The organism is Cytophagia bacterium CHB2 (assembly GCA_030263535.1).
Taxonomy (GTDB): Bacteria; Zhuqueibacterota; Zhuqueibacteria; order Zhuqueibacterales; family Zhuqueibacteraceae; genus Coneutiohabitans.
In genome coordinates this window covers 1-11593 of the sequence record SZPB01000210.1, presented here as the reverse complement: position 1 = coordinate 11593, position 11593 = coordinate 1, and the positions used below count along the sequence as shown (strand labels likewise).

Below are 11593 nucleotides of genomic sequence, written 5' to 3'. Positions count from 1 at the left end.
GCGAAGAAGGGCTCGCGCTCCTCGCCGAGGCGCGACGAGCCACCGGCATGCCGGTGATCACGGAGGCGCAGGACACCGAGACGCCGACGGTCGTGGCCGAGCACGCCGACATCCTGCAGATCGGCGCGCGCAACATGCAGAACTTCTCGCTGCTCGAGGCCGTGGGCGCTCTGGGCAAGCCGGTCATGCTCAAGCGCGGCATCGCCAGCACGGTGAACGAGTGGCTGATGGCCGCCGAATACATCGTGTCCCGGGGCAACTACCAGGTGATGCTCTGCGAGCGCGGCATTCGCACCTACGAGACGCTGACCCGCAACACGCTCGACCTCGGGGTGTTGCCTCTGCTCCGAGCCATCACCCACCTGCCCATCGTCGTCGATCCGTCGCACGGCACCGGCGTCGCCAAGGCGGTCGCGCCGATGGCGCGCGCCGCCGCCGCCACGGGCGTGGACGGCGTGATCGTCGAGGTCCACCCCAATCCGAGCAAGGCGCTGTCGGACGGGCCCCAGGCCCTGACCTTCGACATGTTCACCGAGATGATGAGCGACGTGCGCAAGGTCGCCGCGGCGCTCGGGCAGCCCCTCGGCTGAGCATGCGCCGCGAGTCCGAAGGCGTCTTCGCGCCGAGCGCCCCAGCCCTGCCCTGGGGCCCCGAGTGGAGCGCGGAGCAGGTGATCGAGCTGCTCGAGCCGTTGGTGCTCGAGGCGCGGCGAGCGCGGCTCGGGGAGGTCATCGCTGGACGGCTCGACAGCGTCACCCTGCTGATGGACGCGCCGCACGACCCCCACAACGGCGCCGCCATCCTGCGCTCCGCCGATGCCTTCGGCGTCTCTTGCGTGCACGTCGTCCCGCGCCACGAGGAGTTCCTGGTCTCCGGCGGCGTGGCCAAGGGCACCGAGCGCTGGGTGGACGTGACGCGGCACGCCAGCCCGGACGAGGCCGTCACCGCCCTCCGAGATCGGGGCTTCGAGCTCGTCGCGACGCACCCGCAGGGCGAGCTCCGCCCGGAGGACCTCGCGAGGTTGCCGCGTTTGTGCCTGGTGCTCGGCAACGAGCACGACGGCATCTCGCAGGCGCTCGCCAGCGCTGCGAGCCGCTCCGTGCGCATCCCGATGCGGGGCTTCGTGGAGAGCCTGAACGTGAGCGTGTCCGCGGCCATCCTGCTGGCGGCCGCCACGGCCGGACGGCCCGGAGACCTGGACGCTTCGCGGCAGCGCGAGCTCTACGCCCGCGGGCTCTACGCCACGGTGAACCGCGCGGGAGAGATCCTGGCGGCGCGGCGCTGAGCGTTGCACACCGCCACAGCGTCGCAGCGCTGCACGACGCTCACCGGCTTCGACCGCGCCGCACTGCGCCGCTCCTGCTTGGCACGGCCGATGCACCACGCGGTCCGAAAGGAGTGAAGTCGTGAGCCGCTGGCATCGCGTGCTGCAACCGTCCGTCCGACGACCGCCGCCCCTCAGGCCGAGCTGGATGACCTGGGCGTGGGTCGCGCTCGCCGTGAGCGTGATCTTCGCTAGCGTCGCGAGTTTGCTCTTGGCAGCCGTGCCGTACGCCGTTCCGTGATCGCCACCACCCCGGGAATTCGCCGCGCTTTTCCCCGTGGTGACAGCCCGGCCGGCCTGTATTAGCGTGCGCCCGCATTCATGGCGCGGCACACCTCGGACACCAGCGTGATCGGCGCTCGCTCCCCGCTCACCGGGAGGGTCTCCGGCAGCGGCGGCCTTCGCGTCGAGGGCACGCTGAGCGGTGACGTCGCGGTCTCCGGGCCGGTCGAGATCGGCTCGGGCGGCAGCGTGGACGGCGACGTGAGCGGCGCCGCGCTCGAAGTAACAGGCCGCCTGCGCGGCGACGTGAGCTGCCAGGGCCCGATCATCGTGCGCTCCGGCGCGGAGGTGCGCGGCTCCATTTTGCGGCACAATTGATTATCCAGCGTTGTAATCGACAGCGTCACCGCGACGAGATTGAGCTTTGCCATCTCGGCGAGCAAATCCAAATCGCGCAGCACCAGCGCATTTTTGGTGATGATGCCCACGGGATTGCGATAGCGCAAAAACACTTCCAGGCAGCCGCGCGTGATGCGCAAGCGCCGCTCGGCAAGCTGGTAGCAATCGGTATTTCCGGAAAGCACGACGGTCTGCGGCTTCCAGCTTCGTTTTTCGAATTCTTGCGCGAGCAGCTCAGGCGCGTCGGGCTTCACGAGAATTTTGGTTTCGAAATCCAATCCCGACGACCAACCGAAATATTCGTGCGAGGGCCGGGCATAACAGTAAATGCAGCCGTGCTCGCAGCCGCGATAGGGATTGAGGCTGTACATCTGCCCGAGATCCGGACTGTCGCTTTTCGAGATGATGCCGCGCGTGCTGTCGATGAAGAAATGCGTTTGCGGCGCGGGCAGGCCTTCCTCGTTCAGCCATTCCGGATCGATTTCAAGCGCAATCGGCTCGAAACGGTTGGCGGGATTGAGATTGGCGCCGCGGCCGTGGATGATTGGAATTGTGGTTGCCATTTCATTTAATGGTAATTTTTGTACACCAATATATAAAAAATGAGTATTCTTGCAAGAATATTTTGGAATTATTTTGTTCACCAGTTTATGTTTTTTGTTAAATCCAAGTGACGGCTGCAATTCGTAACCTAGCGCAGAATTTTTGGAGTCGACCAGCAGTCGCCTGATGGTAATCAGGTTGGCTATTGACTCGCATACTTCATTGGCGTATATTGGCCAGGCAGATTATCGAAACGCCAATTTTCACTCGGCAAGTGAAATCTCTTTTGACGGACGAAGAGTATCGCAATCTTCAAAACGAATTAATAAGCCGCCCCGAAGGTGGAGATGTCATTCGCGGAGGCGGCGGCTTGCGAAAGATGGGATGGAGTAGATCAGGGCGGGGAAAGCGCGGGGGCGTTCGAGTGATTTATTATTGGCATTCGTCTCACGAAAAAATTCTAATGCTATTCATTTATCCTAAGAATGTGCAGGATGATTTAACTCACGAACAACTGAAAGTTTTAAAATCTCTTGTTGAGCAGGAACTCCAATGAAAAAAGAAGTATTTGACGAGCTTCTAAAAAGTGTAAAGCAAGGAGGCGCGATTTTACGGGGAGAAATAAGGCCGAGCCGGACCTTTAAATTTGACCAGCCGGATGTGCGCTCGATAAGAGATCATTATGGCCTGTCTCAGCCAAAGTTTGCCGATATGCTTGGCATTAGCGTTTCTACATTGCGCAATTGGGAACAAGGCAGGCGCAAGCCCGAAGGCGCAGCGCGAATTTTATTGCTGGTTGCGGCAAAATACCCAGAGAAAATTCTTGAGGTAGTTCATCTATCTTCTAACAGCGCAGCAAAGGGAAGTAAAGGCACTTACGCAACATGATAAGCAAGCATATATGTTCGAATCATTGAAACGGACTAATAGGATGCGTTTGAATTAGCGACATCGAACTTTGTATTCAGACGACGGCGAAGCCGGACATGATTTTATGATCAGGTAACTCCAGCGCCTGTTCTTCGATCAAGCTTCATTACTGTTGCTCCGCCGCTTAACCGATGCGAACAAAGGTCACGAAAATGAATAGCAAGAGAACAAAGTCGTTTTCGCTCTCCGCTTATGTGGAACAAGCCTTGAGATTGGCAGAGTATGAAAAAGATGAGAACGGCACCGTCGTTGCTCACGTTCCAAACGTTTCAGGCTTTTTTTCTCAGGGCGATAATTTTGAAGAGGCGCGTGATAATCTTCGGGATGCAATCGAGGGCAATCTGGTAGTTGCCTTGCAACTCGGCTTTGAAATTCCGAAAATTGCGGGTATTGAGATAAAGGAGTTCGAATATGCCGAAGCTGACACCGCTCCCGGCGCGTGAAGTCATGCGAAAGCTTCGAGCTTTGGGATTCGAGGGTCCGATACCCGGTGGGCGGCATGTGCACATGGTTCACCATGCCGTTAAGAAAGTCATTCCGCTTCCTGTGCACGGTAACAAAGATATCGGTATCGGCTTATTGCGAAAAATCATTCGTGATGCTGGGGTTACCGTTGATGAATGGAATGTCCTTTAACCTTCATTCTCCTTCCGCAAATCCGTGCGCAGGTCAGACATTGCGCATTTCCTTCATTGAGCTTGTAGATAGATCACAATGAATCTCACGGGGCGTAGCATTTATTATAAATGAGGACATGTAACAGCAATGATAATCATGACTGGAACTATCATTTATGATGCTGATGGAAACGAGTACCAAGTTTCTGAGTTTATTGGGAATGGAAGTTTTGGCAACGTTTACAAAATTACGCGGCAAGCTGACAACAATGTGTTTGCTTTGAAAACACTTCAGACGCCTCTTGGCGATAACACAGAGTTAAAAGCGTTTTTGAATGAAGGCAATCTCGCTATGTCAGTTTCCCACCAGAATGTGATCAAGTACTTATACTTTCATGACGGATCAAAATACAATCAACTTCCACCTTACATCATAATGGAATTTGCGAGCAGCGGCACGTTGGCAAAGCTAGTGGAGTCGAAGAGAAAGACAAATGACCATTTCGGCAATGAAGAATTAGCAGTATACTTTTTTCAATTGATCAATGGAATGGAAGCAATTAATCAACATCTTGTTCATAGAGATATTAAGCCCGATAACATTCTAATTTCGGATGGCGTTCTCAAAATTACCGATTTTGGATTATCGAAAATTGTTGCTCAAAGAACTAGAACGACAACGTTCAAGGGGGTAGGTTGTATTCCATATCTTGCTCCTGAAGGCTGGAGATATGAGAAAAATACGATTCAGATGGATATTTACTCCATGGGTTTTGTGTTTTACGAATTGGCGACTTTGCGACACCCGTTCGAGAGTCTAAGTCTCTTTGACCTTGACGACTGGAAAAATGCTCATCTTTTTCAAACGCCTCCAAAGCCTCAGGAATTAAATCGCCAATTGTCAAGTATCATAGCGCAAGTGATTTTGAAAATGATAAACAAGAGCACAGCAGAAAGATTTCGAAATTGGGATGAAGTAAGAAATTTTCTGCAAAAAGCCGAAGCTCCTACGACTTCGAATACACCTAATATAGACTTATTGCTACAAAAACGACTGGAAAAAGATCACGAAATAATGCGAGATCGTTTAGAAAATGAAAAAAGACAGCATGAAATTATGGAATTTCAAAAACTCGTATTCTACCAATATCAAAAAAGTATTTTTGAGCCACTTAAAGAGTTTGTTGACGAATTCAATACCAAATATGATGGACGTAAGATTCAAATTACCCCGTCAAGCTATGAGATTGGCAGCACTGTAACTTTGATTTCGGGGGAAAATATCAAAATCCTTATCAAGGAATTAGTTGATGAGAATTTTTATCGAGAAGGAATTGTCAGTGATCACGGCTCCCAAATACCTATAAAGGAATTGAAACGGCCAGTTTACAATAATCGATTAATCATGGCATGGGGTGAAGTCAGAGCGGAAAATGGTAGAGGATTCAATTTGCTCTTAGTCAATAAGGATGATGATGTTTATGGTGAGTGGTTTGTCACTATCAATACAAATAGTGTTATCAGTGAAAAACAACGCCTCCCAGAGCCTTTTGCTTTTCGATTGTATGAGCTAGAGCAAGAGTTACAGTTCCTCAATTCTCGGCATATTTATAGAGTGTCAGTTCATAAGCTCGATCAGAAATATTTCGTCGAACTCATTGAGGAGGTCAATTAAACTGACCTGACTTGTTAAAGCGCAAAACGATACATGCCAAAAACCCTCTTCCAAAATGCGCTGTTGATCACCATGAATCCCGGGCGCGAGGTTTTTCACGGCGATTTGCTGGTGGAAAATGATCGCATCGCGCAGATCGTGAAGGCCGGCGAGCGAACCCAGGCGAAAGAAAACGTGCCAGACGGCGAGTTGCGCGTGATCGAGGCGAGCGGCTGCGCTTTGCTGCCGGGATTCGTGCAAACACATATTCACCTCTGCCAGACTTTGTTTCGCAATCAAGCCGAGAACTTGAGCCTGCTCGATTGGCTGCAGCAGAAAATCTGGCCGTTCGAAGCAGCTCACAACGCTACTTCAATGCGCATTTCAGCAAGATTGGGCATTGCCGAGTTGCTTGCCGGCGGCACAACCACGATTCTCGACATGGGCAGTGTGCATCATTATGATGAAGTTTTTGCCGAGGCCGAAGCGCACGGCCTGCGCCTGCTCGGCGGCAAGTGCATGATGGATAGCGGAGAAAACGTCCCTGCCGGTTTACGTGAAGACACACAGCAGTCCTTGCGTGAAAGTGAGCGCCTGCAAAAGCAATGGCATGGCGCTGCCGGCGGCCGCTTGCGCTATGCATATGCCCCGCGCTTCACACTCAGTTGTTCTGAGATGCTGCTGCGAGAGGTGGCAGAGATGGCGAAGGAGCAAGGTTGCATGGTGCATTCCCATGCCGCGGAAACTGTTGCGGAAGAAGGAATTTTGTTGAAACAAAAAGGCTGCCGCAGTGTCGCTTTTTTTCATGAATTGGGAATTGCGGGCGAGCATTGCTGCTTTGCGCATGGCGTGCAGGTGCATCACGAGGAAATGCAAATGCTGGCAGCCGACGGCACGAGCGTCGCGCATTGCCCCGGCTCGAATATGAAACTGGCCAGCGGCTTGGCGCCGGTGATCGAGATGCGGGAGGCGGGCGTGAAAGTCGGCCTGGGCGCGGACGGCGCGCCGTGCAACAATCGCCTCGACATCTTTAAGGAAATGCAGCTTGCGGGATTGATTCAAAAAATCCGGCGCGGGCCAACGGCGTTGCCGGCGGTTGAGATCATGGCCATGGCCACGATCGAAGGCGCGCGATGTTTGGGATTGGCGGATGAAATCGGCAGTCTCGAAGCCGGCAAGAAAGCAGATGTGACGCTGCTGCGACTCGAGGCATTGTCTCAAACACCAAACAATGTTTCTGATATTTATGCGCAAATCGTTTACGCCGCCAGCGCCGGCGATGTGCGCCTGACAATGGTGGAAGGCCGCGTGTGTTATGAGAATGGAGAAATCGCCCAGCTCGACCGCGCCGGGCTTGTGACGCAGGCAGAGGATGAATTTAAAAAATTATTGCAGCGGGTTGAATTATGAATGACGGGGCATTGCGGGTGGCGATCGGATCGCTGCGGCCGCCGAAAGTCGAGGCCGTGCGCACAGTGATGAGCCAGGTGGCTCCGTTTCTCGGCCGCCAGCCGAAGCAAATCAATTATATCGCGCGAGAAGTGGAAAGCGGGGTGCCGAGCATGCCGCTCTCGATTCACGAAATTCGGCGCGGCGCGCGCAATCGTGCGGAAGCCGCGCGTGCGTTGGTGGAAAGTGAGTACGGCCCGGTCGATTTTGCCATCGGCCTGGAGGGCGGGCTGTTCATTCTGAGCACGGTGCGCATAGAGCGCGTGCATTTGCAAAGCTGGGCGTTCGTGGAGCGCGAGGGCATGGGCCATTTCGGCAGTTCGATGAGCATGCCGGTGCCGGCGGCCGTGGCGCATGCCGTGATCGAACAGAAAGAAGATTTGGCGAAAGTCATCGACCGGTTTGCGGGCCGCAAGGATGTGCGCAACAACGACGGCGCATTCGGCGTCCTCAGCCGCGGTTTTTTGAATCGCCAACAGGCATTTGAGTTGGCGCTGTTCGCGGCGCTCGCGCCGTTTTACCATGAAAAAATGTATAACCAATCATGACCCTCTGGCGCATCAAGGCGCCGTTTTATTCCCGCATTCGCCGCCGGCCTCCGTTCAATCTCATTCTTCAGCAAGAGCGCACACAACTTGCGAAGTTGCTGCAGCAGATTGCTCTCCCCATTGTCAGTCATTTAGATTTAGGCAGCGGTTCGGGTGACACGCTTGCGTTGTTTTCGAAATATGAAATTCAAGTATGCGCCGATGCTTCATTTGCCATGCTGCAGCAATCCCCGGCAACGAGAAAGACGCTTGCCCGCGCGGAATGCCTGCCCTTTGCCGATCATTCCTTTGATTTTGTCACTGCCATCGGATTGTTGGAGTATATAGCTGATGCTGAAAAATTCTTGGCCGAAGTCAGCAGAGTGCTCAAGCCCGGCGGCATGTTTTTGTTTACCTCGGCCCCGCCGAATGCTGCAAATTGCATGCGGCTTATTCTGGGAGAACGCCTTTATTATTGGAGAGAGAAAGAGGTAACGATCTTGTTGCACAAATCAGGCTGGGCCATCCGCGGGACAGCGCGATCCTGGATGCAACAGCAATGGCTGGCGCAGGCGCGGTGAGCAAAGAGACGATTATCTGCTCAGCCGGAGGTTTTGCAGCAAAATAACGGATAGGTGGATTGATGGGGTGATGGATCTTATCAATCCAATCATCCAACGATCCAATCCCGGTTGTCCAACCCTTCCCGCTTGACATTCAAAACTTTTTAATTTATATTCGCGCCATTCAAAAATTAACTCCGGCTGCACCGAACCCACAACTGAGGAGAGGGCATGCAAGCGGTCATCAACAAGATGCGGGACAGTTTGCTCAAATCCCAAGTCTGGAAGTCGATGTTCCGTCACGATTACGAAGACTCTCAGCGTAATCGTCTTCTACAGGTGCTGGATAATTTCTGGATGCACCTTCACCCCACCAAGCTACCCCGTCACGGCACATATATTCGCTTCACCTGGTGCATGGGCGGCATCACGTTCCTGCTGTTTTTGGTCACCGCGGTCACCGGCGTATTGCTGATGTTTTATTATCGCCCCACCGCCGAGTATGCTTTTGCCGATATGAAGTATCTGCAATTCGACGTGCCTTTTGGCATGTTCCTGCGCAACATGCACCGGTGGGCGGCGCACGGCATGGTGATCGCCGTATGGCTGCACATGTTCCGCGTTTTTCTCACCGGCTCTTACAAACCACCGCGCGAATTCAATTGGGTGGTTGGCGTTATTTTGCTCACCACAACCCTCTTGCTGTCCTTCACCGGTTATTTGCTGCCGTGGGATCAGCTTTCCATCTGGGCGGTAACCGTGGGTACCAACATGGCGCGCGCCACGCCGCTGCTCGGTCACGAAGGCCCGTTCGGCCCGGAATTAGGCATGAAGCCGGACAACGATGTGCGCTTCGTGCTGCTGGGCGGCACGCAAGTCGGCCCGCCCACACTGCTGCGCTTTTACGTGCTGCATTGCATTTTCCTGCCGCTGTTTGCGGCGGTTTTTATGGGCGTGCATTTTTGGCGCGTACGCAAAGACGGCGGCATCTCCGGCCCGCTGTAACACCGGCGTTCTCCCCGCTCTCGTAAAAATCTCCTTTTGAGTTGCCGGCCGGCTGCTTCGAATCGCCGGCCCGCGCAGGGCTGTCTCATGCAGAGAAGGTTGGATATTCATGGAAAATCTCAAATACATTCTCAGCAATACCGACAATGTCCCCATTGTAGCGCTGCTCTTCATCATTCCATTTTATATCTGGCTGTGGTGGCGGGAGGCCAGCCGCAATGACTTGCGCATCGCCAATGGCGAATTCGGAAAGATGAAAGAGGAGGGACAGGATCGCATTCACACCTGGCCGTATCTCGCGCGCAACGAGTTTCTCTCCGCAATTATTATGATGATCATTCTCACCGTGTGGGCAATCATGCTCGATGCGCCGCTGGAGGAGCCGGCCAATCCTTCGCGCACGCCGAATCCTTCCAAAGCGCCGTGGTACTTCCTGGGCTTGCAGGAAATGCTGGTTTATTTTGATCCCTGGATTGCCGGCGTGGTGCTGCCGACGCTGATCATCATCGGCTTGATGGCGATTCCCTACATCGACCCCAACAAAAAGGGCAACGGCTATTACACCTTCAAAGAGCGGCCCTTTGCGATCTCCGTGTTCCTGTTTGGCTTTGTTGTGTTGTGGCTCTCGTTGATCATTTTGGGAACGTTTTTACGCGGGCCAGGCTGGAACTTTTTTGCGCCGTGGGAACTGTGGGATCCCCACAAAGTTGTGGCCATGGTGAACGTCGATTTGCATGAATGGTTCGGCATCCGCTCCAAGCTGGGCGCAGCTATTTTTGGATTTATTCTCGTGGGCGGATATTTCGCGCTGATTCCAATCTATTGGTTTTGGAAAAAGGACAAATCTGAAATTCTCAAAACACTCGGGCCCCTGCGCTACAGCGTCAATGCGTTTTTGTTTTTGTCGATGATGGGTTTGGTGATCAAGATCATTTTGCGCATTGGATTCAACATCAAATATATCTGGGTGACGCCCTGGTTTAATGTGTGATGTTTTATTGGACTTGTTTCGATTTGGCGCCAAAAGGCTGGACGATACCACACATTTTCTGATTAATGCTCTAAAAACTTGCCCCCAACGGTGAACCGGTAAAACGTGTTCTCATCGTTGGCTGCCGCTATCCGCCGGGCATTTCACAAGGAGGAGACGTTGGCCAAGCGTTCCGATATTCCGATTGAAGAGCGGGATTACAGCCACATCTATTTCGTTTGCAGCGCGCTGCTCGCTGTCGCAACATTCTGGGCGGTCATCGACATGATCTGGGTGCGCTCACCCTGGCAACGGACACAGCGCGAGTTCAATCGCATTGAAAAGGAAGATTTGCAAGCCAAGCTGAACGCCGAGGTCGAAAAGCTCACCAACGGTGAATCGAAAGATCAGTATGCCAGCCTTCTGGCAAGCTTGCAGGAAGCGCGCGCAGGCATGAAAAGCCCGGAATACCAGCAAGCGTTACAAGATTCCGCCAAAGTGGCGCTTGAAATCCAGCAAGCGGTGCAACAATATCGCTTTGCGAAGAGCGAGGCTGACGCCGAGTATTACCTTTATAAAGAAGCGCAGTATCACAACGACGAGCCGGCTCAGGAAAAACATGGCAAAAATGTCGAGAGGCTGACCGGCGAGTATACGGAATGGAAAAGCAAGTGGGATGCCGCTGAGGAGAAAAAACGCGACGTGCAAGCGCGGCTGGCAGGCTTTCGCCAGCAGATGACTGATATTCATGGGCAACTCGCCGCCTTGACCAAAGAGCGGGACGAGCTGCAGTTCCGTATCGACCGTGTCGACGAGCGCCCCATTAAAATTCAACAAGTCGTCATGCCGGAGTTTGTGAAAAGCAATTTCGGCAATTTCATCAGCACTGTTGATCGCTGCCACACCTGCCACGTTTCATTCAATCGCAAAGGCTTTGAAGAAGCGGAGACGCCTTTTCGCACGCACAGCTCGCTGGACACGCTGCTGCGCCTCCACCCCGTCGAACGGTTCGGTTGCACACCGTGCCACGAGGGCCAAGGCCCGGCGCTGCAAAACGTGAAATTTGCGCACGGCTTTGCCAAATTCTGGCTGCATCCGCTGCTGACCGGCAAATATGTACAGGCTGGTTGCAACAAATGCCACGCGAAAGAGCTCCGCTTGCAGTATGCGGAGAATCTCAACAAGGCCAAGCGCATGGTGTTCGATCTCGGCTGTTACGGCTGCCACGAAATTAGCGGCTACGAGACGCTTGACCGCATCGGCCCGGATTTGAGCCGGATTGCGCAGAAGCTCGAGCCCGGTTTCGTGTACGGCTGGTGGCTGGCGGTGGCGCCCGTGCTGCTGGGGCTTGCCGTGCATTGGAACCTGGGCGCCGCGCACGGCGTGGTCG

At 54.1% G+C, this 11593-nt stretch carries 14 protein-coding genes; 13 read left to right on the top strand and 1 reads right to left on the bottom strand.

What is annotated here, in order from left to right:
- The coding region (gene aroF / locus FBQ85_18710) for a 3-deoxy-7-phosphoheptulonate synthase (protein ID MDL1877166.1) at positions 1-590 on the top strand (590 nt) is incomplete at its 5' end.
- A gap of 2 nt (positions 591-592) precedes the next feature.
- Positions 593-1285, top strand: coding sequence for an RNA methyltransferase (locus tag FBQ85_18705; GenBank protein ID MDL1877165.1), 693 nt, complete (start codon positions 593-595; stop codon positions 1283-1285).
- Positions 1286-1626: 341 nt separating this feature from the next.
- Here the strand turns inward: FBQ85_18705 and FBQ85_18700 are convergent, their stop codons facing one another.
- Positions 1627-2508: a radical SAM protein gene (locus tag FBQ85_18700; GenBank protein MDL1877164.1), complete on the bottom strand. Its 882-nt coding sequence runs from the start codon at positions 2506-2508 to the stop codon at positions 1627-1629.
- A gap of 212 nt (positions 2509-2720) precedes the next feature.
- Between FBQ85_18700 and FBQ85_18695 the strand changes: the two genes are divergently transcribed.
- The 11 genes from FBQ85_18695 to FBQ85_18645 all read left to right on the top strand — a co-directional run.
- Positions 2721-3044, top strand: a complete 324-nt coding sequence (locus tag FBQ85_18695; protein ID MDL1877163.1) for a hypothetical protein — start codon at positions 2721-2723, stop codon at positions 3042-3044.
- Positions 3041-3376 (top strand): helix-turn-helix domain-containing protein, encoded by a 336-nt coding sequence (locus FBQ85_18690; protein ID MDL1877162.1) that lies wholly within the window; start codon positions 3041-3043, stop codon positions 3374-3376. Before FBQ85_18695 ends, FBQ85_18690 begins: the two co-directional genes overlap by 4 nt.
- 173 nt (positions 3377-3549) lie before the next feature.
- Entirely contained in the window at positions 3550-3861 is a 312-nt protein-coding gene (locus FBQ85_18685; protein MDL1877161.1) for a type II toxin-antitoxin system HicB family antitoxin, read from the top strand.
- Positions 3830-4054, top strand: coding sequence for a type II toxin-antitoxin system HicA family toxin (locus tag FBQ85_18680; GenBank protein ID MDL1877160.1), 225 nt, complete (start codon positions 3830-3832; stop codon positions 4052-4054). The genes FBQ85_18685 and FBQ85_18680 overlap by 32 nt, the downstream gene beginning before the upstream one ends.
- A 129-nt stretch (positions 4055-4183) precedes the next feature.
- Positions 4184-5710: a serine/threonine protein kinase gene (locus FBQ85_18675; protein MDL1877159.1), complete on the top strand. Its 1527-nt coding sequence runs from the start codon at positions 4184-4186 to the stop codon at positions 5708-5710.
- 33 nt (positions 5711-5743) lie between these two features.
- A complete protein-coding gene (locus FBQ85_18670; protein ID MDL1877158.1) occupies positions 5744-7099 on the top strand; it encodes a 5'-deoxyadenosine deaminase in 1356 nt (451 codons plus the stop codon).
- The gene (locus FBQ85_18665; protein MDL1877157.1) at positions 7096-7686 is read left to right on the top strand and encodes a DUF84 family protein; all 591 of its coding nucleotides are present in this window, start codon (positions 7096-7098) and stop codon (positions 7684-7686) included. The genes FBQ85_18670 and FBQ85_18665 overlap by 4 nt, the downstream gene beginning before the upstream one ends.
- On the top strand, positions 7683-8246 hold the full coding sequence (locus FBQ85_18660; GenBank protein ID MDL1877156.1) for a class I SAM-dependent methyltransferase: 564 nt from the start codon (positions 7683-7685) through the stop codon (positions 8244-8246). Before FBQ85_18665 ends, FBQ85_18660 begins: the two co-directional genes overlap by 4 nt.
- Positions 8247-8459: 213 nt before the next feature.
- A complete protein-coding gene (locus FBQ85_18655) occupies positions 8460-9233 on the top strand; it encodes a DUF4405 domain-containing protein (protein MDL1877155.1) in 774 nt (257 codons plus the stop codon).
- A 109-nt stretch (positions 9234-9342) separates the two neighbouring features.
- Positions 9343-10224: a cytochrome C gene (locus tag FBQ85_18650; protein ID MDL1877154.1), complete on the top strand. Its 882-nt coding sequence runs from the start codon at positions 9343-9345 to the stop codon at positions 10222-10224.
- Positions 10225-10383: 159 nt separating this feature from the next.
- The coding region (locus FBQ85_18645) for a hypothetical protein (protein ID MDL1877153.1) at positions 10384-11593 on the top strand (1210 nt) is incomplete at its 3' end.

Bases quoted from the DNA above. Each gene is read 5' to 3' on its own strand.
- FBQ85_18650 (MDL1877154.1), top strand. From the start codon at position 9,343: ATGGAAAATCTCAAATACATTCTCAGCAATACCGACAATGTCCCCATT.
- FBQ85_18675 (MDL1877159.1), top strand. From the start codon at position 4,184: ATGATAATCATGACTGGAACTATCATTTATGATGCTGATGGAAACGAG.
- FBQ85_18670 (MDL1877158.1), top strand. From the start codon at position 5,744: ATGCCAAAAACCCTCTTCCAAAATGCGCTGTTGATCACCATGAATCCC.
- FBQ85_18655 (MDL1877155.1), top strand. From the start codon at position 8,460: ATGCAAGCGGTCATCAACAAGATGCGGGACAGTTTGCTCAAATCCCAA.
- FBQ85_18705 (MDL1877165.1), top strand. From the start codon at position 593: ATGCGCCGCGAGTCCGAAGGCGTCTTCGCGCCGAGCGCCCCAGCCCTG.
- FBQ85_18665 (MDL1877157.1), top strand. From the start codon at position 7,096: ATGAATGACGGGGCATTGCGGGTGGCGATCGGATCGCTGCGGCCGCCG.
- FBQ85_18690 (MDL1877162.1), top strand. From the start codon at position 3,041: ATGAAAAAAGAAGTATTTGACGAGCTTCTAAAAAGTGTAAAGCAAGGA.
- FBQ85_18700 (MDL1877164.1), bottom strand. From the start codon at position 2,508: ATGGCAACCACAATTCCAATCATCCACGGCCGCGGCGCCAATCTCAAT.
- FBQ85_18660 (MDL1877156.1), top strand. From the start codon at position 7,683: ATGACCCTCTGGCGCATCAAGGCGCCGTTTTATTCCCGCATTCGCCGC.
- FBQ85_18680 (MDL1877160.1), top strand. From the start codon at position 3,830: ATGCCGAAGCTGACACCGCTCCCGGCGCGTGAAGTCATGCGAAAGCTT.
- FBQ85_18685 (MDL1877161.1), top strand. From the start codon at position 3,550: ATGCGAACAAAGGTCACGAAAATGAATAGCAAGAGAACAAAGTCGTTT.